This is a genomic window from Psychrobacter sp. DAB_AL62B (assembly GCF_028895345.1).
Classification (GTDB): domain Bacteria; phylum Pseudomonadota; class Gammaproteobacteria; order Pseudomonadales; family Moraxellaceae; genus Psychrobacter.
On the sequence record NZ_SAXC01000001.1, the window covers coordinates 512,095 to 536,388 of the forward strand.

At 42.4% G+C, this 24,294-nt stretch carries 17 protein-coding genes; 7 read left to right on the top strand and 10 right to left on the bottom strand.

The window, feature by feature from the left end:
* Nucleotides 1-33: 33 nt before the first annotated feature.
* A complete protein-coding gene (locus EPB74_RS02040) occupies nt 34-4,878 on the bottom strand; it encodes an NAD-glutamate dehydrogenase (protein ID WP_274902488.1) in 4,845 nt (1,614 codons plus the stop codon).
* A gap of 434 nt (nt 4,879-5,312) precedes the next feature.
* Here EPB74_RS02040 and purD point away from each other — a divergent pair, with 434 nt between their 5' ends.
* Together purD and EPB74_RS02050 are read left to right on the top strand one after the other, a co-directional pair.
* Nucleotides 5,313-6,662 carry a phosphoribosylamine--glycine ligase gene (gene purD / locus EPB74_RS02045; protein WP_274902669.1) on the top strand — a complete coding sequence of 450 codons (1,350 nt, stop codon included), beginning with the start codon at nt 5,313-5,315 and terminating at the stop codon, nt 6,660-6,662.
* Nucleotides 6,663-7,251: 589 nt separating this feature from the next.
* Nucleotides 7,252-8,661: an ABC1 kinase family protein gene (locus EPB74_RS02050; RefSeq protein ID WP_274902490.1), complete on the top strand. Its 1,410-nt coding sequence runs from the start codon at nt 7,252-7,254 to the stop codon at nt 8,659-8,661.
* Between the two features lie 157 nt (nt 8,662-8,818).
* Here the strand turns inward: EPB74_RS02050 and EPB74_RS02055 are convergent, their stop codons facing one another.
* Entirely contained in the window at nt 8,819-9,493 is a 675-nt protein-coding gene (locus EPB74_RS02055; protein WP_274902491.1) for a DUF938 domain-containing protein, read from the bottom strand.
* Nucleotides 9,494-9,742: 249 nt separating this feature from the next.
* Between EPB74_RS02055 and EPB74_RS02060 the strand changes: the two genes are divergently transcribed.
* Nucleotides 9,743-9,940, top strand: coding sequence for a DNA gyrase inhibitor YacG (locus EPB74_RS02060; RefSeq protein ID WP_274902492.1), 198 nt, complete (start codon nt 9,743-9,745; stop codon nt 9,938-9,940).
* 41 nt (nt 9,941-9,981) lie between these two features.
* On the top strand, nt 9,982-11,163 hold the full coding sequence (locus EPB74_RS02065) for an aspartate aminotransferase family protein (protein ID WP_274902494.1): 1,182 nt from the start codon (nt 9,982-9,984) through the stop codon (nt 11,161-11,163).
* Nucleotides 11,164-11,300: 137 nt separating this feature from the next.
* Here the strand turns inward: EPB74_RS02065 and EPB74_RS02070 are convergent, their stop codons facing one another.
* From EPB74_RS02070 to EPB74_RS02100, 7 genes are all read right to left on the bottom strand, one after another.
* On the bottom strand, nt 11,301-12,200 hold the full coding sequence (locus EPB74_RS02070; RefSeq protein ID WP_079691717.1) for a LysR family transcriptional regulator: 900 nt from the start codon (nt 12,198-12,200) through the stop codon (nt 11,301-11,303).
* A 234-nt stretch (nt 12,201-12,434) separates the two neighbouring features.
* Nucleotides 12,435-14,591: a DNA polymerase III subunit gamma/tau gene (gene dnaX / locus EPB74_RS02075; protein ID WP_274902495.1), complete on the bottom strand. Its 2,157-nt coding sequence runs from the start codon at nt 14,589-14,591 to the stop codon at nt 12,435-12,437.
* Between the two features lie 137 nt (nt 14,592-14,728).
* Complete coding sequence (locus EPB74_RS02080) at nt 14,729-16,024, bottom strand: hypothetical protein (protein WP_274902497.1); 1,296 nt, start codon at nt 16,022-16,024, stop codon at nt 14,729-14,731.
* A gap of 116 nt (nt 16,025-16,140) precedes the next feature.
* Nucleotides 16,141-17,685, bottom strand: a complete 1,545-nt coding sequence (lysS, locus tag EPB74_RS02085) for a lysine--tRNA ligase (protein ID WP_274902499.1) — start codon at nt 17,683-17,685, stop codon at nt 16,141-16,143.
* Between the two features lie 133 nt (nt 17,686-17,818).
* Complete coding sequence (locus EPB74_RS02090; protein ID WP_274902500.1) at nt 17,819-18,286, bottom strand: hypothetical protein; 468 nt, start codon at nt 18,284-18,286, stop codon at nt 17,819-17,821.
* A 45-nt stretch (nt 18,287-18,331) separates the two neighbouring features.
* Nucleotides 18,332-19,420, bottom strand: a complete 1,089-nt coding sequence (gene prfA / locus EPB74_RS02095; RefSeq protein WP_079691713.1) for a peptide chain release factor 1 — start codon at nt 19,418-19,420, stop codon at nt 18,332-18,334.
* A gap of 252 nt (nt 19,421-19,672) precedes the next feature.
* Nucleotides 19,673-20,818 carry a beta-ketoacyl-ACP synthase III gene (locus tag EPB74_RS02100; protein ID WP_079691711.1) on the bottom strand — a complete coding sequence of 382 codons (1,146 nt, stop codon included), beginning with the start codon at nt 20,816-20,818 and terminating at the stop codon, nt 19,673-19,675.
* A 285-nt stretch (nt 20,819-21,103) separates the two neighbouring features.
* On the opposite strand from EPB74_RS02100, the gene pnuC reads away from it, so the two are divergent.
* Both pnuC and EPB74_RS02110 read left to right on the top strand, forming a co-directional pair.
* The gene (gene pnuC, locus EPB74_RS02105) at nt 21,104-21,856 is read left to right on the top strand and encodes a nicotinamide riboside transporter PnuC (protein ID WP_274902502.1); all 753 of its coding nucleotides are present in this window, start codon (nt 21,104-21,106) and stop codon (nt 21,854-21,856) included.
* Nucleotides 21,807-22,403: an ATP-binding protein gene (locus tag EPB74_RS02110; protein ID WP_274902503.1), complete on the top strand. Its 597-nt coding sequence runs from the start codon at nt 21,807-21,809 to the stop codon at nt 22,401-22,403. The genes pnuC and EPB74_RS02110 overlap by 50 nt, the downstream gene beginning before the upstream one ends.
* A gap of 47 nt (nt 22,404-22,450) precedes the next feature.
* Here the strand turns inward: EPB74_RS02110 and EPB74_RS02115 are convergent, their stop codons facing one another.
* Nucleotides 22,451-23,134 carry a DUF421 domain-containing protein gene (locus EPB74_RS02115; protein ID WP_274902504.1) on the bottom strand — a complete coding sequence of 228 codons (684 nt, stop codon included), beginning with the start codon at nt 23,132-23,134 and terminating at the stop codon, nt 22,451-22,453.
* 188 nt (nt 23,135-23,322) lie between these two features.
* Here EPB74_RS02115 and EPB74_RS02120 point away from each other — a divergent pair, with 188 nt between their 5' ends.
* Nucleotides 23,323-24,228 (top strand): DMT family transporter, encoded by a 906-nt coding sequence (locus EPB74_RS02120; protein ID WP_274902506.1) that lies wholly within the window; start codon nt 23,323-23,325, stop codon nt 24,226-24,228.
* Nucleotides 24,229-24,294: the final 66 nt, after the last annotated feature.

Consider the following 24,294-nt stretch of genomic DNA (forward strand, 5'->3'; position numbering starts at 1 on the left):
TTGTTTATAGAAAGTTAATTTTTTAATTAGTAATTATTTAGTAACTAATCCGCTAAGCTCACTCATCAAGACAGATAATGTTGATAAGCTGATAGTATTCTCATCATCGTTATCAAGATTGTTATCAAGTTTTTCCATCTCAGCCGTTACCGATTCAAGCTGATCTTCATGACGCGATTTCCAGTCATTAAATGCTTGCTTAGAGTCAGGCTGTGATAATAGCGCATCCATTAGTAAACGCAGATTGCGAGTGACTTCATTCACCAGTGCATGACGCGCGCGGCGATCCCAGTGATCTTGCTGCGGCAATGTGGCAATATTTTCCATCATCCAATCTAACTGCAAGACTTTATAGGCCTCAAAGTATAGGGTGGCAATCTCATCGACAGGGCGCTCATATTGCTCAGAAAGTAGTGCTGCATCTAGGGCGTCAACATGATAAGGCAACATGGCAAATAGCGCTGCATCGATATCCGTCAGACCAGTGCTACTTAAACGTACCTTATCCTCTTGTAAGTAACCGGCGAACTGCTGCTCGATAAATCCGCCTGACTTGGTTAATTGCTCGACACTATCTCCAAAGCGGCTAATCATATCGGCGACTTGCAAGTCTTGTCCAAAGGCGTTGATAAACCAGACTACGCCATGTGCAAGCGCATCACGCAGACGCAGCTCAAGATTAAGCAGCAGCGTCGCATCCACTTTATTATCAAGTGATTCAAGCAGCTCCCATGCTTTTGAGACATTAAAGACATCACGCACAATGGCATAGGCACGAATGATAGTCGCCAGCGACTGCACTGTTTCCTCGGTCAGACGGAATAACGCCTCGATACCTAAGCGATTGACGACATTGTTGGTTAAATAAGTGCTGATAATTTCGCGGTGCAAACGATGCTCAGTCATCTCTTCAAAGAAGCGGGATGCCAATTCATCTGGGAAGTACTGACGCAGCTCATTGATAAAGTAAGGAGCATCGGGTACGTCAGATAATAACAAATTATCATAAACCCACATCTTGCCGTAAGCCATGACAACGGCCAGCTCTGGATTGGTCAAGCCAGTATTTGTTTTCTGACGTTTGGAAATTTCTTCATCTGATGGTAGATATTCAATCGCGCGATCCAGACGTTGCTCGCTTTCTAACAGTTGAATAAAACGCTGATGATCACTTAAATTTGCCGCTGCGCGAATATGACTCAGCTCAATCGCTTGTGGTTGCAGATAGTTTTGACGTAATACTAATTCTGCCACGGTATCGGTCATACTCTCTAACAGCTCGTTACGCTGTTTTAGGGTCATATCACCTTGTTCGACCACTTTACCAAGTAGGATTTTGATATTAACTTCATGATCTGAACAGTTAACGCCGCCTGAGTTATCAATAGCATCGGTATAGATACGGCCGCCCGTTTGCGCGTATTCAATACGCCCTTGCTGGGTAAAGCCCAAGTTACCGCCCTCACCGACCACTGCCGTACGTAGCTCACCACCGTTAACGCGCACTGCATCATTGGCACGGTCGCCGACATCAGCGTGGCTTTCATTGGCGCTCTTCACATAAGTACCGATACCACCATTCCAAATTAAATCAACCGGTGCACGCAATAAGGCGCTGATAAAATCATTGGGCGCTAAGCTATCATCGCTGATATCAAACAGCGCTTTCATCTCAGGACTGATGGCGATGGTTTTTTCCGTCCGCGCAAATATACCACCGCCTTGGCTAATCAGTGACTTTTCATAGTCATCCCATGTTGACCGTGGTAGATTAAATAAGCGCTCACGCTCGATATAAGAAGTCTCAGCGTCAGGGTTTGGATCAATAAATATATGCAAATGATTAAAGGCGGCAACCAGCTTGGTATGACGTGAGCGTAGCATACCATTACCGAATACGTCACCGCTCATATCACCGATACCAACGACTGTGAATTCATCACTTGCTTGGATATCCATGCCACGCATCCGGAAATGGCGTTTGACCGACTCCCAACCACCGCGTGCCGTAATACCCATCGCTTTATGGTCATAACCGACTGAGCCGCCTGATGCAAAGGCATCATCAAGCCAAAAGTTATATTCAGCAGATAAGGCATTGGCAATATCAGAAAAACTTGCCGTACCTTTATCGGCGGCAACCACTAAATATGGGTCATCTTCATCATGACGCACGGTATTGGCTGGCGGGACAATATTACCATCAACGATGTTATCAGTCACATCGAGCATGCCGCGTAGGAACGCTTGATAGCAAGCAATACCCTCAGCTTGGAATGCTTCGCGTCCATCAGCCATGGTTTTGGTCTTAACAATAAAGCCACCTTTTGAGCCAACCGGTACAATCACGGCGTTTTTGACCATTTGCGCTTTGACCAGTCCGAGTACTTCGGTACGGAAATCTTCCATACGATCTGACCAACGCAGACCACCACGAGCGACTTTGCCACCACGTAGATGCACCGCTTCAACACGCGGTGAGTAAACGAATATTTCAAACATAGGTTTGGGTTTAGGCAAGTTAGGGATATCTGCCGCTAAAAACTTAAATGATAATCGGTCTTTGCGCTGACCATCCGCGTCTCTTTGATAAAAGTTAGTACGCACCATGGCGTTAATTAAGTCCAAGTACCAGCGTAAAATACGGTCTTCATCTAAGCTATCGACAGCCGCTAACGCAGTCGTTATTTGCTCTCTAATTTTCGCTGTTTTTTCTGAACGCTCTTTGCTGTCAGGGTCGCTATATTTAGGATTCATGCGTGTGTCGAATAAATCCGCTAATAACACGCTAATGTCGCTATTTTTTACCACCGTCTGTTGAATGTAAACATTCGAGAATGGCGCGCGTGCTTGGCGCATATAACTTGATAATGCGCGTAGTACAACGACTTCATAAGTATCAAGTTTGGTGGTTAATATCAACTCGTTAAAGCTATCGCTCTCAACATTACCAGCCCAGATTTGTTTAAGACTGTCTTCAAACTGACCGCGTACCACTTGCATATCGATTGTATCAACATGCTCCAAAGTCAGTTCATACTCTTGCATCCAAATGGCTTGTTCAGGCAAATCAAACTCATAGGTTTGTGCTGAAACCACCGAAACGCCGAAATTTTCTAATACTGGCAATACTTTAGATAAAATAACCGGCTGCTGACGGCCATATAGCTTTAGATGCAACTGATTACTGGCGTCTCCTGTAGATTGGTATAAATGCCAAAGTATCGGCTGCTCATCGGTCAAATTCGCCAAACGCTTGGTATCTTCGACGGCCGTTCTCGCATCAAAACGCTCTTGATAGGCGGCGGGAATATAACTTAAGAATTTGCGCATTAAGGCATTGGCTTGCTGCTCACCCACATTATCCAACAGCATCTTTTGATAGTTATCGCCCCATGATTGCATCAGTGCTGATAGCTCGGTTTCAAGAGTGCTGTTATCGACCGCATTAACATGACCAGGCTCTGTTCTTACGTGGACATGGACGCGGGCGTGCTCGGACTCATTGAATTCGGTAGTAAAGCCAGATGATGTACCGCCATAAGCCTCTTTAAGCACATTTTGTACTTTGATACGCAGCTCAGTATTGAATTTATCGCGCGGAATATAAACCAAGCAGGAAACAAAGCGTTGATAGTGGTCAATGCGGCTAAATAAACGCAGGCTTTTTTTGTCTTGTAATTGAGTAATACCAGAGACGATGGGATATAACTCTTCGACGCTGGCTTGAAATAAATCATCACGCGGTAAGCTATTAATCACATGCATCATTTTATGATAGGCATGACCATCGCGTGGTAATTCTGCCATCGCCATGATTTTATTGGCTTTTTCACGCAGTAACGGTATTTGCTGTACGCTTAGCTGATACGCTTGGGGCGTAAACAACCCAATAAATCGATACTCACCGACCAAATTACCATGGTCATCAAACTTATGAATACCCAAAAAATCCATATATACTGAATGATGTACGGGTGATACACGGCTTGATTTAGAGAGCGTTAATACTCGCGGCTCAGTTAATAGCTTCTTAAGATTGCTAGGTAACTCGTCAAAACTCTTTGACAGTGCATCTTGTTCGCCACCGCGTAGCAGACCAAGACCGCTATTACCAATCGAAAACAGCTTTAAATCAGATTCTTTTTCGCTCTCTTTAACTTCTAAACGGTATTCACGAAACCCTAAGAAAATAAAGTGCTCATCGGTCATCCAATCTAAAAAGGCTTGAATTTCTTGGCGTGAATAAAAAACTTCTGGCAGTGGTTTTTTTGATAATTCATCTTTAATTTCACTGAGGCGTTCCTGCATTTTTCCCCAGTCACCAACCACCGTGTCGAGTGTATCTACTTTATCTAGTAGCACTTGCTGTAATGCCGCTAACTTATCATTATCTTGGTAAGCAATTTCACACTGGATTAAAGACAAATGAGAGGTGGCGCTTTCGTGAGCGCTTTCGATGTGAGTGATGCTATTGTCATCATCGCGTTGAACGCTAACGATGATGTTATAAGTACGATGTACATCAATACCCTGCGTTTCAAGCGTCATCAGCAGTGTATCTACTAGAAAAGGGCGATCATATGCCACCATTTGAATAACCGTATGCGAGCTATGAAAATGTTGCTCCTCGGCAATTGGGTTTAAAATAGCCAACTGTGGACTACTGCCATCATAGGCTTTAAGTAGCGTAAAATGATGTAGTGCCATCCCTGCTAGGTCTGCATCGCTGATCGCATCAGCCATTTCTTTATGCAACGATTGGTAATAACTATGAATGAAATGGTCAAGCAGCGATTTATCCTTTTGCACATAACTGGTGGCAATATCGCTTATTTGGCTAATGCGCTCTTCTGTAATATTTAGGGAGTTTGGCATAGCTTTTATTGTCCTTTTTTATAAGTTTGTTTCTTACTTAGGGTTATATAATCGTATTAACGGTTAGTGCTATATGACTCGCGTTTTATTATTCCGTGATTTTATATGTTCTTATGCTGGCAAGCGACTGATTAGGATACTGTTTATGACAGTGACAGCTTATGATAGTGACAGCGCTTGTCTGCTAAAGTGTAACGCACCTACTCATCTAGCAATAGCACAATCATTTTATGAATCAGCACCAAGTCGATAACCTTTACTAATGAGACAATATTTCAGGTGATGACCCGTTCTTCTATTATTGTTTGAGAATACTTACTAGCAGGCTGATACTCATGGCAATCGATGCAGCTTTTTTGTTAGAATACGACATTATGTTTAACAGTGCTTTATTGACTCGCTACTAATAATTAATGCTAAGGGCAAGACGTATGATGAATATTTTGGTGATTGGCTCAGGTGGTCGTGAACACGCATTGGCATGGCAGTGTGCGAAAGATGACAAAGTACAACAGGTCTATGTCGCTCCCGGTAACGCTGGTACTGCTCTTGAGCCTAAGTGTCAAAACGTCATTTTAGAAATTGCAGCGGATGCTAGTGAGCATAGTGCGGTCATTGAATTTTGCCAAAATAACGCTATTGATATGGTTATCGTTGGTCCTGAAGCGCCACTCGTTACGGGTATTGTTGATGCTTGCCGCGAAGCTGGCATCAAAGCATGGGGTCCAACCGCATATTGTGCGCAGTTAGAAGGTTCAAAAACCTTTGCTAAAGAGTTTATGGAACAAAACCATATTCCAACTGCTGCCTATCAAGGTTTTACTGATGTAGAAAGTGCGAAAGCATACGTTGACGAGCAAGGCGCTCCCATTGTTATTAAAGCTGACGGACTTGCTGCTGGTAAAGGTGTCATCGTAGCTGAGACTATCGAACAGGCGTATGAAGCGATTGACGATATGCTTGCGGACAATAAGTTTGGCGATGCCGGAAGTCGCGTGGTCATTGAGCAGTTTCTGCAAGGCGAAGAAGCCAGCTTTATTTGTATGGTAGATGGTGAACACATCTTGCCTATGGCAACCAGCCAAGATCATAAACGTGCGTTTGAAGGTGATACCGGACCTAACACTGGCGGCATGGGTGCTTATTCGCCTGCCCCAGTAGTCACTCAAGAGGTGCATGATAAAGTAATGGCACAAGTCATTCAGCCAGTCGTTGATGCGATGAAAGCTGCCGGTCATCCTTATACTGGATTTTTATATGCGGGCTTAATGATTGATGATGCTGGTGATCCGTATGTGATTGAATTCAACTGCCGTTTTGGCGATCCTGAAACCCAGCCAATTCTAATGCGTTTAAAATCATCGATGGTAGATTTGGTCGCTCAAGGGCTGGCAGGTAATCTACCTGGTGAAGCCAACTGGGACGCGCGCCCTGCTCTTGGTATTGTCATCGCCTCAAAAGGCTATCCTGAAACGTCTTCTAAAGGTGATGTCATTTCTGGTTTACCAGCACTTGATAACCAAGGCGTTAATGCTGTAAAAGTTTTCCATGCAGGTACTGCCTTTAGTCATGCTGAGTTGGACAATATTAATCCTGATGTAACGACTCATAGTAAAAAAGAAATTATTACTGATGGTGGACGCGTATTATGTGTCACTGCGCTAGCAGATACTATTTCAGGAGCGCAGCAAGCAGCACTGGCTGTAACCGCTGCGATTAGTTTTGATGGTGCACAGTATCGCCGTGATATTGGACATCATGCCATTGCTCGCGAAAATACTTAATACTCAGCACGTTATAAACTGTGTGATAAGCGATACTATGAACAACATGACTATGAACAACATGGTTCCGCTTAATATTGAAATGCTCATAATTTTTGTCTAATTATTCGACCTAGTGTGATGCTAGGTCGTATTTTTTTTGATCTATCACTTTTAATATCAGCCAACCAGTTTAAAAATGATAAAGTACTGCGTATTAGAATAAAGGCCATCATATATTCGATTCAATTTAAAAAGAATACAGTGCTGCTGGGATAAATTTTGCGAAGCCTCTGGAGTGTGAAGTGCACAGCAAGCGAGGAAAATCTATCCCAGCATGACGCTATTTTTAACGTATATTTTTTATATTGAACTGACTATATTGGAGTATAAGTTCTAGTAGAGCATAATTTATACTAGATAAGATCAGTAAGTAATGATTATTTGAGAAATCGTACTTGAATTGACAAAGTAAGTAACTGCGGTCAACTAAGCCTCATCAACCTACCTCCCTTTTATATGGTACAATTTTGTACCAGTGTGTCGCATCTCCCTTGTATTGTAGGTATTAAACCCACAAATCAATACCAACCGGATGAATGATTATATTATGGCAAATGATACCTCTAGACCTCTTAATAATAAGCAATCTAATACCAAGCAATCAATCGATAACCTAAAAACTTCAGGATTTGAGCGTCGGATGTCGATTGCCAAAACCTCATTGAATATTGGTCGTCGTTGGGCAGGTAATAGCGTGTCTGGTATGTTCTTAAATAAAGAAGCCCGTACGGCACGTAACCAAATTTTTATGGAAGAACAGGCGAATTACTTGGCAGAAGAGCTGGGTAAGCTAAAAGGTTCAGTGGTGAAAATTGGTCAAATGCTGGCGATTTATGGTGAGCATATCTTGCCACCTGAAATCACGCGAGCGCTGCAAACGCTCAATGATGATACAGCTACATTAGCATGGCCAAAAATTGAGCTGACATTACGCCAGTTATTGGGTAATAAATTGCATGAACTTGAGGTTGATCCCGTTCCTATTGGTACAGCATCCCTCGCCCAAGTTCATCGTGCCACAGTGCTTGCAACTGGTGAACAGGTAGTATTGAAAATTCAATATCCGGGTGTGGCTGATGCTATTAATTCTGATCTTGCTTTATTTAAGCGTTTATTAAAGGTCAGCAATATTGTTCCTCAAACACGCTCACTCGATGCTTGGTTTGAAGAGATACGTGACCTACTCCATCATGAAGTTGATTACGAAGCAGAAGCGGCCACTACTGAGCGTTTCTATGAACGTTTGCTTGATGATCCACGCTATATCGTTCCCAAAATTAATCGTAATTACTCAACCAAACGCTTGCTATGTATGTCTTATGAACCCGGTATTAGCGTCGTTTCTGAAGCGTTACAATTATTACCTCATGAAAGCCGTAATGCTATCGGTCAGGCTGCCATCGAGATCATGATACGAGAAATTTTTGTTTGGGGCGAAATGCAGACGGATCCAAACTTTGGCAACTACCTCGTTCGTGTCAGTCATGATAAAAATGAGATAGATAAACTGGTCTTATTAGATTTTGGTGCTATTCGTCAGTTTGATAATAATCTACTAACGATTGCTCATGGTCTATTACGAGCAGGGTATCGTCATGACCATCAGGCAATGATGTTGGCAATGACAGGTTATGATTTTTTCGATACTATGAGCGATAAAGTACGCTCTGATATCGCCTCATTGTTTTTGCTTGCTACAGAACCTTTTAGTGATCCTGCACTAAACCCTGATATCCCTGCTGATTGTTTGGACGAACAGCAGCGCTATATTTGGGCAAATAGTAAATTACATACCCGCCTTTCAAATGATGCCTCACGCGCTATGCAATCTTTTGAGTTTAATCTTCCGCCAAAGGAGTTTATGTTTATCAGTCGAAAATTTATTGGCGCCTATACCTTTTTGACGGTACTTGATGCGCATACTGACTCTAATACATTAGTAAAGCCTTTCTTGTAATGTAAAAATTTGCTTACTTTTTGGACCGCCCTTTTGTGGCGGTTTTTTTGTCTATTCATTTTTATTGCTTAGGCTATTTTATTTTTTCTAGGTGCGTGTATTAGTTTGCTTTTAACTTTATCTACTTTTGAGTATTGCTCTTTAATTTTTGCTTAGGCTATATCTCTATAGGTTTTAGATTATCTATAGTCCAGCTATCAAATCTGGTTTGGTAGCCTTTAGGCTTGCGCATGGTAAGCTGCCAGCAGGTTTCTTGGCGCGCTAAATATTTAACTTCAAAATGGGTACGTTGACTGTCACTTTTGACTTTACGGCGTATGTTCGGTAGACACCAAGCCTCGTGCGCTTGCTGTTCAGCGTTATCCATATATGCTTCTATGTTAGTTGCCAATATTACTTCCCCGCCTACTTTCAAACGAGAAAGCAAAAATTCAAAAAAAGGCATGTTTAACCATTGCTGATTGGGGTTATGCTGCTCAGGATTGGGATACAGTATAAAAATGCTGTCGATACTGTTGGGCGCAATCGCATGTACAATCCATGCAATAGCATCAGCATGAATAGCATCTAAATTGCTTGATTTTTGCTGCGCCGCCAACTTAGTAAAGGCGTCAAACTTATTGCGAGTGCGCTCAATAGCAATAAGATGCTTATCAGGATTTTGCTGCACAAAGCTAAGCGCATGCTTGCCCTTCCCTGCACCAATCTCTAATACTAAAGGCACTTCACTTTTATCCAACCCTTCTGGCAGCGTAAAATTGCGTGGCGCTGAGAGTCTTTGTGGTTGAAATGCACGCTTTTGCTGATGTGAAAGCTCGAGATTGTCAGTCATGTACTACCCTTAAAGTATTTGTCATTTGTCATTATTCGACCACATGCTATTATATAGTCAATGCAGTCCAATAGTAATACAAGGACAGTGATTATCCATCGACAAATGGCACTGCAAAGCTGTTCGCTATAGCAATAATTTTAGAATAGACACACAATACTGACTCTTATTTGTCGCTTATTATAATTATAAATACTTTCTTTTTTGCTAACCTATTTTGATAATACCAAGGATATACTTACTTTTATTATGACTGAACTTACTCCCAGCACCAACACTTCACCCAAAACCTATCCTTGTCCGCGCTGTGGCACTCAGACTGCATGGCAAGACAATAAATATAAGCCTTTTTGTAGTCATCGCTGTAAGCTTATTGATCTAGGCGCATGGGCAAACGAAGATTATACTTTACCTGCCGAATCTACGCCGTTTTCTGATGAGCTATAACCCCTACCTTTAACCACTTTATTATTTCAAGGATGTTGTACATGTCTGCTACTTACCTGATGCCCACTTATAATCGTCAACCAATCAGCTTTACACGAGGTTCAGGAAGTTGGCTTTATACCAAAGATGATACCCCCTATTTAGATGCACTGACTGGTATCGCGGTATGCGGCTTAGGCCATTGTCATCCACAAGTCACAGATGCTATCCAGCAGCAGGCGGCAACTTTGGTTCATACCAGTAATTTATTTGGTATCGATTGGCAAGAGCGTGCTGGTGAAGCCTTATGTAATGCGGCGCAAATGGACAGTGTGTTTTTTGCTAATAGTGGCGCTGAAGCAAACGAAGCAGCACTAAAATTGGCACGGCTATACGCGTATCAGCAGGGTTTTAAGCGCCCGAAAGTGATTGTCATGGAGCAATCTTTCCACGGTCGTACGCTATTGACCTTATCCGCCACAGCCAACCCTAAGGCGCGCGAAGGCTTTTATACCTTAGATGAAGATTTTATTCGTGTTCCTTTTGGTGATATTGCAGCGATTGAACAGGCAGCTCATGACCATGAAGATATTTGCGCTATCTTTGTAGAGCCTATTCAAGGTGAAGGCGGTCTTAATACGGCGGCTAACGGCTTTACTTACCTTGAACAGCTACAAGCAATATGCGATACCCATAATTGGTTATTTATGCTGGATGAGGTGCAAACCGGTAATGGACGCACTGGTAAATATTTCGCTTATCAGCATAGTAATGCTCGCCCTGATGTATTGACGACGGCCAAAGGCTTAGGTAATGGTTTCCCAGTAGGGGCTTGTATGGTACGTGGTCGCGCTAACGGCTTGTTCGGTGCTGGTAGTCATGGCTCAACCTATGGTGGCACGCCATTAGCCAGCCGCGTGGTACATAGCGTATATGAAGTATTAGCGAACAGCGATATCATGAACAATGCTGTCAGTGAAGGACAATTTATCCGCGAGAGTATGGTTGATGCTTTTGGAGAATATGGGGTCAGTAGCCGCGGTGCTGGGATGATGATTGGGATTGTACTACCCAAGGATATGGACTGTAGCAAATTGGTTGATCGTGCCCGTGATGAACAGAAACTCATCATCAACGTCACTGGCGGTCATGTGATTCGTTTGCTACCAACGCTCAATATTAGCCGTGATGAAAGCTCACAAGTGGTCGAGCGCCTTGTTGACTTATTAAAACCATCGTTCTAAACCATTGTTATAAAATGATATTCAAATAACAGCCGTTAAAACACACGCCTAAAAAAATCCTATAGATATACATTATCTATAGGATTTTTTCTTGTTACTAATCAGTCAGCTGCATTGGCGCTTAAATAGATCAAGCTTTAGTTTGCATGAAAGTATTTCTTTAATACCTCTAAGCAGCGAGTGATTTTTGCAGGCTGTTGCTCACGGTTTAAGGTAACAGCATACAGCACAAAGCTTGGCATTTGGTAGCCGGTCAAAACTTCGACCAAATTACCAGATTCCAGCTCTTTTTTAACATCCATTTCCATCATTCTAAGGATTCCATGACCCTCTTTGGCGATGGTCATTGCCATAAAGACATTATTGGTATGGATACGTGAGTTCATTTTGATACGTGTTTTTTTACCAGTCTCAGTCTGAGTAAGCTCAACATGATTCGCATCTTTCATGATATCAATGCAGATCAGCTGATGGTCTGCCAAATCTTTCGGGGTTTCAATCTTTTTGTGCTGACGTAAATATTGTGGTGAAGCGACCAACATTTGACGCACATCAGATAAGGGATGATTACTCAAAGTTGAGTCGTTGATATTGGGGCTCATACGTACCGCAATATCGATACGCTCATCAATCATATCAATATAATTATTGTCTGCAAAATAAGTGATACTGAGGTCGTCATGCGCTGACATCCAAGTAGATAAAGCTGGCAAAATATGATGTACACCCAGCTCAGGTGTCGTTGCAATACGCAAACTACCTGCCAGCTCATCACGTAGTTGATTGACTTTAATTCGACCTTGCTCTGCTGCGCTAACGACGTCTTTGGCCGCCTCATAAAAGCTTGCACCCGCTTCTGTTAAGCTTAGCTTACGGGTTGAGCGATGTAATAACACCACACCGAGCTCGTTTTCTAAAGAGCGTATTTGCTGACTGACAGCACTGGTGGTAATACCCAGTTCGCGAGCTGAACCACTAAAAGAGCCGTGTCCGACCACACTGGCAAACACGGCCATACCACGTAAATTATCTAACATATTCTCACCTAAGCTACTTTATAATTGTTAATATAACTTAACCATTATATCTGATTACAAAGAATTTTACAGTTTTTAAATATAACTATTATGGTCAACTAAAGCGACTTATCATGTAATAAAACCAAAAATATCAAGGTGATAAAGCAATTTCACCTTGATATTTCAATATGTGCAATGCGCTTACTAATAGTCTGGTTTTTGTAAAATATTAATAATTAATTTTCTGATTGTTTAATATAACTGAACTTTGCCCATTTTCCCTTCGCCGCGCTCGGTTAAATACTGCATGACTGGCGTATTGAGCAATCTTGACTCTGCCACCGTTTTTGCTTGTATGAGGCGTTTTTGTTGGCGACGCTCAGGCGTTTTATCATCGGCTTGCATGATGCTGCCATCTATTTGCAAACTGATTTCTGCTTGAGTAAACTGCGCGTGCAATGTTGCTGCTAGCTGCTCAAAGGTCGCTTGTAAATGCTTACTATCAACCGCAGTGACAAAGACCGCCTTCTCATTACAGCTCCCTGTCATCATACCTTGACGCGCAAGTGCCAATTCATCTTGAGCCAAACTACCGGCTTCACGAGCGGTTTGTAGCCAATAGTCCCATTTTTCTGGCGTCCACTCACCGGTCAATTCTTGCGGTGAACAACGCAGCAGGGTACGCGGATCATCAGGCTGGCTTAATAACTGAGAATCATTTGCATCAGGCTCAATAACAGGTTCAGGCTCAATAACAGGTTCAGGCTCAATAACAGGTTCAGGCTCAATAACAGGTTCAGGCTCAATAACAGGTTCAGGCTCAATAACAGGTTCAGGCTCAATAACAGGTTCAGGCTCAATAACAGGTTCAGGCTCAATAACAGGTTCAGGCTCAATAACAGGTTCAGGCTCAATAACAGGTTCAGGCTCAATAACAGGTTCAGGCTCAATAACAGGTTCAGGCTCAATAACAGGTTCAGGCTCAATAACAGGTTCAGGCTCAACAATGGGCTCAGGGCTAACGTTATTACTTAGTAGTTCCAGCTCATTATGATCGTAGTAACTATCGTATTCGTTTACTTCACTAATATCATAATTTGAACTTTGTTGCTCGATATCAACAGTAGCATCAACATCACTACGATAATCAATATCGTCTTCTTGTAGCACCGGCACTGACTCTGATATCGGTGATGGTATTGATACTGGGTACTCAACAGCGGTTAACGACTCTGTATTGGAGGCAACAGTCGGAGATGCTGTCTCTATAGTCGGTATAGTGCTATCAGGTATGTTGGTTAAGATTTCATCAACCGGTAAGGGGCGAAAAGCCAAAAGACGTAAAATACACATCTCAAGCGCTTGCATTGGCGTACTGGCAAGCTTGACGCCTTCACGTGCTTGCACCACGATTTCATAATAAAGCTGTAATACATCAGGGCTCATATGCTGCGCAAGCTTATTGATATGTTGTGCTTGCACTTCATTGACGTTGAGAGCAACCTCAGGTAGCAGTTGGGTCAATGCCAGCTGATGTAATAGCTCAGCGAGTCCATCAAACATACTGCTGGCATCGACCATTTGCGCGCGCATCTGCTCAATATGGGCAGCGACGGCAGGTTTATCATGATGATAGATATCTGTAATTAAGCTTACTAAGTCGGCCGCATCAATCAAGCCAAGCATCGCATTGACGGTCACATCATCAAGCGCACCTTGACCAAAAGCAATTGCTTGATCGGTCAACGATAAGGCATCACGTACCGACCCTTTCGCCGCACTGGCCAATTGCCAAAGTGCAGGCTGCGTATAGCCTACTTGCTCTTGGGTTAAAACATTGGCTAGATGCTCACTGAGTAAGCTTTGCGATAAAGGACGCAGTACGAACTGTAAACAGCGAGAGATAATAGTGATAGGCAGCTTTTGAGGATCCGTAGTTGCTAGTAGGAACTTGACATGCTCAGGCGGCTCTTCCAAGGTTTTAAGGAGGGCATTAAAACTGTGTGTCGACAGCATATGCACTTCATCAATCAGGTACACTTTATAACGACCTTGGCTTGGCGTATACGGCACGTTATCAAGTAGCTCGCGCGTGTCCTCAACTTTGGTACGAGAAGCCGCATCAATCTCAATCAGATCAATAAAACGTCCTTGATCAATCGCCACGCAATTATCACACACGCCACACGGCGTGCTGGTAATACCAGTATCACAGTTTAGACATTTAGATAAGATACGGGCGATAGTTGTCTTACCGACACCGCGCGTACCGGTAAATAGATAGGCATGATGCAGACGATTATAATCAATCGCATTAATCAATGCTTGTGAGACGTGTGATTGCCCTATCAACTCGTGAAAGTTTTTGGGCCGGTATTTGCGGGCTAAAACTTGATATTGCTGCGTCATAATGAATGCCAATGTGAGTCGTAAAAATATAAGTAAAGCATCAAATCAGCGATTTATCTAAAACTAGGTATCGAAAGAAACTAGGTATCGAGATTAAGTATCGAAACTAGCCATCAAAATTAAGTCTCAAAGCTAGGTTATGATTGAGCTCTCAACTGAGCCAGTTGTTGGTATAAACGCTGCGTATTCGCATCTATAAGCGATCCATGCTGATGGAAGGCATCAAGATGTACTTCGGTATTCACGCTGTCTTCACAAGGCCTAACATCCACACCAATTAAAAACAGCTCTTGCATAACGGGCTGCTGCATTTGGGCATTGAGCTCAAATAGTAAATCTTGGTGAGCAGCACGAACCTTGTCTGCACTTAATGAGTTTTTTTCATCTTGCGCATAAAATACTATTAAATAATGGCGACCAAATACGTTATAAGAGTGCTCGTGGCGCACATAACCTGTCCAGCGTGATTCTTGAGCAATCGTTCTATGCGCCAATATTTTTTCTATTAAACACGCATAAGTGTACATGGATTCATCTACCAAAATATCAACTTGCTCTTTTGGTAATGGCGTACCCGCTTCATAACAACTTTTGATTAAACTATTAAAAAGCTTGTACCACATCCGAGTATTCTTTTGAATCTCTGCCATCAGTGCTGCAGCAAACTCAGTTTGCTCAGGCTCTGCCGCTCTTAGCAAACGCGGTTCAATCTGCTCTATCAATTCATAATTAACCAGCTGCTCTTGCACCTCAATCGCCCTTTGATGAAAATCTGGCGCTTGTAGAAATTGAGTAAGCAAAGTCGATTCATCTTCAAATATCTCAAACCCAGTCAGCTGACGGCGATGAAAATCTAAAAATGCAGTCAAGTCACTTGGCGTTACTAATTGCTTTAATATCTCAGAAAAATTTTGATAGCTAAACACTTGTAAAACGCTTTCTTCGTCGTCCAAATCTAATACACAATCTTCAGCGAAAAACTGACTGCCATACTCATAACCAACCGCATGGGATGGCGTTTCTGAATACTTGTTTTGCTGATCAATTTGAGAACTGTCTTGATGTTGTACTGAAAGTGAGGTTAAACCGATAAAATAAACGGGTTCATTAGATGCTGCTTCACTTTTATTAACGATGGCTTTATCGTTTTTAAGGTAAAGCTGAGCATGTTGCTTGATAAGCTGATTGACAACCTCTTTTCTCCATGTACGAACTTGAGTACTATCAATGTCTTGCTTCCTTGCCTGCATAACGACATCATTGACAATAAGATAGACCGTCGCATTAGAAAATTCAAAGACAAAATCATAACCCTGAAAATATTCAGGGTCAGTTATCCTGTCTTCTGGCAAATCATACAAAGATAAAAAATTCTGCTGAATCATCTGTTGCCAAATCGAGGGCGGTACTTGCTGAGTGTCCATAGTATTCATAACGTCCCTATCAATTAAGTACTCAAAAAACATATGAGGCTATTCTACTAAAAGCAGAAATAGCCTTCTTATGTTCAGTTTAATACCAGCATGGACTTATGGCAAGCAAACTATCTCTAACCCTCAAGCTTACGGCGCATATGTGGAAATAAAATCACATCACGAATGCTCGCAGAGTCTGTCAATAGCATCACTAAGCGATCGATACCGATACCTTCACCAGCTGTCGGCGGTAAACCATAAGACAGCGCTTCGATATATTCTGCATCGAAGTGCATCGCTTCATCATCGCCAGCGTCTTTTTCAGCGACCTGACCATGAAAGCGTTCAGCCTGATCAGCTGGATCATTCAACTCACTAAAGCCATTCGCCAATTCACGACCACCGACAAATAGCTCAAAGCGATCAGTAATCTCAGGATTGTCATCACTGCGGCGTGCTAGTGGTGAGGTTTCAGCAGGATATTCAGTGATAAATGTTGGCTGACGTAATTGATGCTCAGCGGTTTCTTCAAAAATAATCGTCTGCAACTTACCCACACCGAAGACGTCTTTTACTTGCTGCTTAAGCGTTGTCGATGCGTACTCTGCGAGATACTCACGATCGTTAATACGTGTCATGTCAAAGTTTTCTGCATATTTGGCAATCGCATCAGACATAGATAGGCGTTCAAAAGGCGCTTTTAGACTGATGGCTTCTTCTTGATAAGTAATCTCAGTCGTTCCCAAGATATCTGTCGCCAATTCGTTAAATAAGCGCTCAGTCAAATCCATCAAATCATGATAATCTGCATAGGCTTGATAAAACTCAATCATGGTAAATTCAGGGTTATGACGGGTTGAGACACCTTCATTACGGAAGCTGCGGTTAATCTCAAATACTTTCTCAAAGCCACCGACGACTAAGCGTTTTAAATAAAGCTCAGGCGCGATACGCAAATATAACGGCATATCGAGCGCATTATGATGGGTCACAAACGGACGCGCAACCGCACCACCTGGAATAGGATGCATCATTGGCGTTTCAACTTCCATAAAACGCTCATTCAACATAAACTTGCGAATACCACTGACTACCTGACTGCGAACCATAAAAGTATCACGAGTCGTTTCGTTGGTCATCAAATCAAGATGACGGTTGCGATAACGGGCTTCTACATCCGCTAAGCCATGAAACTTATTTGGCATAGGGCGTAGAGCCTTGGTTAATAATTCAAACTTTTCAATATGTACGTACAAATCGCCTTTGCCCGAGCGACCGATATAACCTGATACGCCAACGATATCACCCAAATCTAACGATTTAATGCTTGCCAGTGTCTCTTCATCTAACTCTTTACGTGCCACATATAATTGGATGCGACCTGTCATATCTTGGATAACAATAAATGCACCACGATTCAGCATGACGCGACCGGCGACATTGACCTGTGTTTTTTCACCTTTAGCATCATTATCAGCAATTTCTTGTTTCGATATACCATCAAAAGCCGTTTGTAAGTCTTGAGCATAATCCGTACGCTTAAAGGTATTAGGATAAGGTTGCTTACCTGAAGCAGTGATCTCATCTAGCTTGGCTTGCAGTTGAGCAATCAGCTCGTTGGCATCTTCTGGAACTTGCTCTTGATTACTTTGCTGATTTTGATTATTAGGCTTTGACATAACACTCTCAAAATTATTAGATAATTAAAGGAATAAACGGAAATGATGAATTTAAAATAAAAAGTTCAAATAACACATTTAAATAAAACTGAATAACACTTATCTATTTTTCACACGACAAACAACAATCAAATTAATCGACACAAATGGCAGGTTGTGCCACGCCTTTTTCAATGGTTTGATAACAGCCAAACGGGCTGCTGTCACTAGCGCATTGCCCTGACTGATTTTTGGCGCCATTCTCAATAAATTCACCCGTATTTTTACACTTTCCTTGGCAGTCAGCACTGTCTTGGCAAGTTTTTCCTGCATCCGTATAAGACAACACACATTGATAACAGCCAAGCATGCCTTGCTGCGAAAAAGCCCCACCCTTTTTAGTGCAAGCTTGTACCATTTCATCAGGAGGATAAACGCACGCTTGATAAGAAAGCGGGTCACTTTCATTATTTGCTACAGTGCTACTAGTCTGCTCTGGCTCCATTGCTGGCGTTGATGAGGGCGTGACGCTACAAGCAGCTAGCCAAAATGCCATCAACATCGCGACAATAGTCATCGCGATTTTGTTAAACGGTAATATTAGCGATGAGTTAGTTGTCATATGCATTGGGTACGCCTCTTATTTTATGGGCTTGTTAATCTCTTATTAAGCACCGCCGATACTGGCCATCAAGTCCGCTTGGTGCTCACGTAACAACGCATCAAGGATTTCATCCAAGTCACCTTCCATAATGGCATCAAGCTTATACAAGGTAAGGTTAATACGATGGTCGGTCATACGCCCTTGTGGGAAATTATAAGTACGGATACGCTCTGAGCGATCACCGCTACCGACCAAATCGCGACGTATCGTATCAGCTGCATCTACCTGTGCCTGAACTTTGACTTGCTGAATTTTAGAAATCAGCATTTTCATCGCTTGTGCCCGGTTTTTATGCTGGCTGCGTTCCTGTTGACACTCTACCACGGTACCCGTTGGGATGTGTGTCAAGCGTACGGCAGAGTCAGTGGTATTCACATGCTGACCACCAGCACCGCTTGAGCGGAACGTATCAAAACGGATATCAGCTGGATTTAAATCAACCGTATCATCAATCTCAACTTCAGGCATAACAGCAACGGTACAAGCTGAGGTATGCACGCGACCTTGGCTTTCCGTATCAGGAACACGCTGGACACGATGCACGCCTGACTCAAACTTTAAACGACCGTAAACACTATTACCAGATACACGGGTAATGATTTCTTTGTAACCACCGTGCTCACCCTCATTGGCTGATAGAATCTCTACCGTCCAGCCTTGAGTTTGTGCGTATTTTTGGTACATTCGGAACAAATCACCAGAGAAAATTGCTGCTTCATCACCACCAGTACCAGCTCGAATCTCAAGGAATGCTGGCACTTTATCATTCGGATCTTTTGGCAACATCATGACGTTCAGTGCTTCTTCCATCTCGACGATGGTATCACGGGCACTGTCAATTTCTTCTTGCATCATCTCTTTCATGTCAGGATCTGTCGCGTCGGCTAGCATCGCTTCTGCATCAGCTTGATCCGTTTCTGCACGCACATAGTTCTGCCATAATGTCGTTATGTCCATCAAATCACTGTGCTCGACGGACAATTCACGGAACTTATTATTATCACTGATGACACTCGGGTCCGATAATAAGGCGGTAACCTCTTCATAACGGTCTACCATCTGGTCTAAACGCAGGCGTAAGGATTCTTTCATAAAAGGACTTTTAATTGAATAATTGAAATAAGACCGTGATTATAGCAAATTTTTACCATGAAATTAAAACCTCTCAGCAATCTTGCCTTTATATAGACAAAATATGGGCAAACTTTCCTGCTGTTCCCATAATATCGACGCTTTTTATTATAATTTGGCTTACACAATGAGCTTTACTTGAAATTTAAGTGAAAAAAATAGCCAAGAGTATTCTTGGCTATTTTGATGACAATTGAGGTTTAAGGTTAAAAACTACACCTTACGAACGATTACCGACCCAATCGAGTAACCGGCGCCAAATGAGCAAATGACACCCAAATCACCTGACTGCAGCTCGTCTTTATAACGATGGAATACAATCATCGGGCTGGCTGAGCTGGTATTGGCAAATTCTGCAATGACACTTGGAACGATTGCTTTATCTGCCTCTTTACCAATAACGGTACGTAAGATTAAATCTAACATATTGGCATTGGCCTGGTGTAGCCACATCATCTTAACGTCAGACGTTGGTATATTATTTTCTTGCAAATGCTCGGTGATAATCTCTGAAACCTTTGGACAGACTTCACGGAATACTTTACGACCATTCTGCAAAAACAGCTTATCAGTCACAGGCTCTTTAAGATCCGGATACATCTCGGTCTGCGCCGCTAGGAATTCTGAGCGATCCATAAAGCCATATTCGTTTTTGATGTTGGTCGAAAACTGCGTAAATAGCTTAGAATTTAGAATCTCATAGCCTTTTGGCGTATCGAGATCTTCTACGATACAAGCAGTCGCGACATCACCAAAGATAAAATGACTGTCACGGTTACGCCAGTTAAGATGCGCTGAGGTAATCTCAACGTTAACCACAGCGACGCGTTTGGCAAGGCCAGAAACGATAGAGCCGTGTGCTTGTGATAGACCAAAAGTTGCCGCACTACAAGCAACGTTCATATCATACGCAAAGCCGCCAACCATACCGATCGCATTTTGAATCTCGATAGAAACCGCCGGATAAGTACGCTGGAAGTTGGAGCAGGCAAGGATGATACCATCTAAGTCATTAGCTTCAAGCCCAGCATCAGCCAAGGCATCATTTAACGCGGCTACACCCATTTCTGCCATGATAGATAGCTCTTCGCCTAAATTACGATAAGCAATGACAGGAGCCATGATGTCAGGGTTTAAAATACCGGCTTTTTCCATCACATAGCGTGATTTGATGCCCGATACTTTTTCGATGAAGGCGGCCGATGAAGGCTCAAGTGCAGTGGTCGTTCCTGCTTCAATATCAGCAGCGTGCTTTGCATTATAATTCTCAACATACTGGTTAAATGACTCTACCAACTCTTCATTACTAATGCTAAACGGAGGGATATACAGGCCTGTGCCTGTGATACAAGTCGTCATGATAAGCTTCCTTGTCTGCTACTATATAGGGCTTGCGATAAGCGTAAAGGTAAAAAAACAGTCGTTTGATTTCAGTGAATAACTGTAAACTTAAAATCAGTGCCTTTATTATGCCTGAATATTATTATTTTTCTAATACTTTGTTACAAATAACCTATTTGTCATCAAAAATAGACAAAGACGGCCTGTATTTTATGGCAGCTAGGCTATAATTGACGCTATTTGAAAAGCCTGACAACATAACAATCAACCAATCATAATAAACGCTCATATTTGGGAATGCTCATGGTGGAACTTTTGAATGGGTTATTTGGGCAGTATGCCGATTATCCAACCTTATTTATTGCGCTAGAATTGATCGCCGTTATCTTTGGGGTGGCCAGTGTTTTACTCGCCAGCAAAACCAATATCTTAGTCTTTCCTATTGGTCTGATAAGCACGGCTATCTTTGTCTATCTACTATGGAAATGGCAATTATTTGGCGATATGTTCATCAATGCTTATTATACCGTTATGAGTATTTACGGATGGCTCAATTGGTCAAAAAATAAAGAAGATTCAAAGCATCAAGATCATATTAATCCCACTAGCCAGCAAAAAAATGAGCGGTTAAAAAATACTGACGACCAAAGTACAATTCAAGTAGAGCATTTAAGTAAAAAAGATATACCCATACTGGCATTGCTAGCGACTGCTACCGTGGCTTTTGTCGCTTTGGTTTATTATTTTAGACCGGTCATCAACAATCAATTTAGCTTTGATGGTGCAGTGCTCGGTGTGCACTTATTTACTTGGGTTGACTATACCGATATGCTGACCACGGCGCTGTTTTTGATGGCGATGTGGCTCATGGCACGGCGTAAAATCGAACATTGGCTACTATGGATAATCGCTGATGCTATCTCAGTACCGCTATACTTTTATAAAGGTCTCACCTTTACCGCACTACAGTACGTAGTATTTACCTTCATTGCAATCTGGGCATATTATGAATGGCAACGACGCTACCGCGTACAATCTAACGCAGCATACGCCTAAATCCGTCATTAGCGTCGCAATACTAGGTGCAGAAAGTACCGGCAAGACCACGCTATGCCGTGACTTGGCCGCACATTTTGGCTCACTTTGGGTGCCAGAATATATGCGTACTTACCTGCAAGAAAAATGGGATAAGGAACAACTTACCTGTACGTGGGATGATTTACTGCCGATTGCGCAAGGTCAGATTGAGTTAGAGAATAAGCTTGCCGGACAAGCCGCTCAAACTCCAGATAACGCCCACTATTTATTCTGTGATACCAGTTTATTTGAGCTGATGGTTTATGCCAATTGGTATTATGGCGATTGTCCTGAAGCACTCACCAAAGCAGCATTGGCGCATCATTATGATTTGATATTATTGACCGAGGTTGATATTCCGTGGGTCGCTGATGATTTGCGTGATAGCCCGCACCAGCGTGAAGAGATAAGCGCTTATTTTACAAGTCAGCTAAATACTCATCAAATACCATTTCGACAGATTGGCGGTGACAGAGATGATCGAATTCGGCAGGTAGTTAAATGGCTTGAACAGATAGACGTATGAGGCTAATCGTTTTAATAATCTCCTACTTGTCCGCTATTTACCAATCATCATCTCACAATTTTGCTATTTAAGGCTTTCGCCCATTTTTTACCGTCATTCTCACAGCGCTGGCATAATTGATTGGGATTTGAGAGATAGTCGACATAACCACAATACATACAAGCATAATAAATCCCATGCTCTATCTGGTCGACTGCTTGATATTGCTTGGGGAAAAGTGGTAAGCCATAGTCTATTTTATCGGGTGGATATAATAACAGACTAAATTCGCCGTCTGTTTCTAGTAAACCCGTACGCACTTGACCTAAATGTTCAACTCCTTGCTGACGCATTTCTGCAAAAAACTCATCGTGTGACATTTCTCCCTGTTTAATCTTATCGAGCACGAGCAAACCATCTTCAACGATATAACGCGCCCTGCCTTCCAAAAGATCTTCAAAAGGCTGATACTTCATCATAGTCCACGTACACAGCCGATAAAGTAATATAACGGTACTCATAATCAGTACCGCTTGAATAATGGGTAAATCCTCGGTAAACATCGGGTCACCTGCAATAGACCCTAATGATAAAATAATCGTCAGCTCAAAAATGGATAACTGCCGAACGCCACGCTTGCCGGTGAAGCGTAGAAACAAAATAATAAGCGAGAACATCACAGTGACGCGTATTAATATTTCAGCGGCAAATGCCCATGTTGTGTCATAAATAAAGATACTTGCCAAATCCACGTGTTTTTTCCTTTTTATTATTTTTAACAGTACTATTTTTAACGCTATTATTTTTATTACGATAAGCATTTAAGCGACAACTTGTAGATCAGATGTTTCGACATTGCCCTATACTAGCCATCAGTATATGGCACCGAAGCTACCTGTATTTTATTCAAAGACCATATTAATGATTGTAGGAATTATTTTTGAAAGTTACGTTATACACGATTATCGCGTTAATTGCGTTTGCCGCCAACTCTCTTCTTTGTAGAATGGCATTAGCAGAAGGTTATATCGATCCTTGGAATTTTACCGTTATCCGCCTGTTGGGTGGCGCGGTCTGTCTTGCTATTATTATGACCGTTCATCAACAGCGCTTACAACGACAAAGTGTGCTTAACGAAAATACCAATGTTAACGCTGTTTCAAAAGACGCGATTTTAAAAGATAAGGGCAGTTGGATCAGTAGTGTTAGCTTGGTGGTTTATGCGCTTTGCTTTTCGCTCGCCTATGTGGAGCTTGAGACGGGCACTGGTGCGCTTATTTTATTTGCCGCAGTCCAGTTCACTATGATTGGTTGGGGTATCTATCAAAAAGAGCGCTTAAGCAAGGTGCAATGGGCGGCACTCTTAATCGCATTTGCGGGTTTTGTCTACTTAATGCTACCTTCAGCGGCAGTACCATCACTATTTGGGGCAGTGATTATGGCATTAAGTGGCATTTCATGGGGCGTTTATAGTATACGTGGTAAGTCTTGTATATCATCGGTTCGAGCCACGGGCTTTAACTTTATTAGAAGCCTTGTCGCTATTCCCCTATTATTTCTCGCAGGAATGAACTACTTTGCAGAGATGAGTATGGAAGGTATTCTATTAGCTGGCGTGTCAGGGGCAATCACCTCTGGGGTTGGCTACAGTCTTTGGTATGTGGCCATGCCACTGCTAAAAAGCACCCAAGCGGCAGTTGTGCAGTTCTGCGTACCCATACTGGCAGCTATCGCAGGTGTGCTATTTCTGTCTGAACAATTGACCCTACGATTCATCATCGCAAGTGTCGTAATTTTGGGTGCTGTATTGATCTTTGTTTTGAATAAAAAAGAGCCATTAAGTTAATTACTGGCTCTTTTTTTATGGGTAACATCTGGAGAGTTGAGACATCATAGTCAATACAAAAGACTG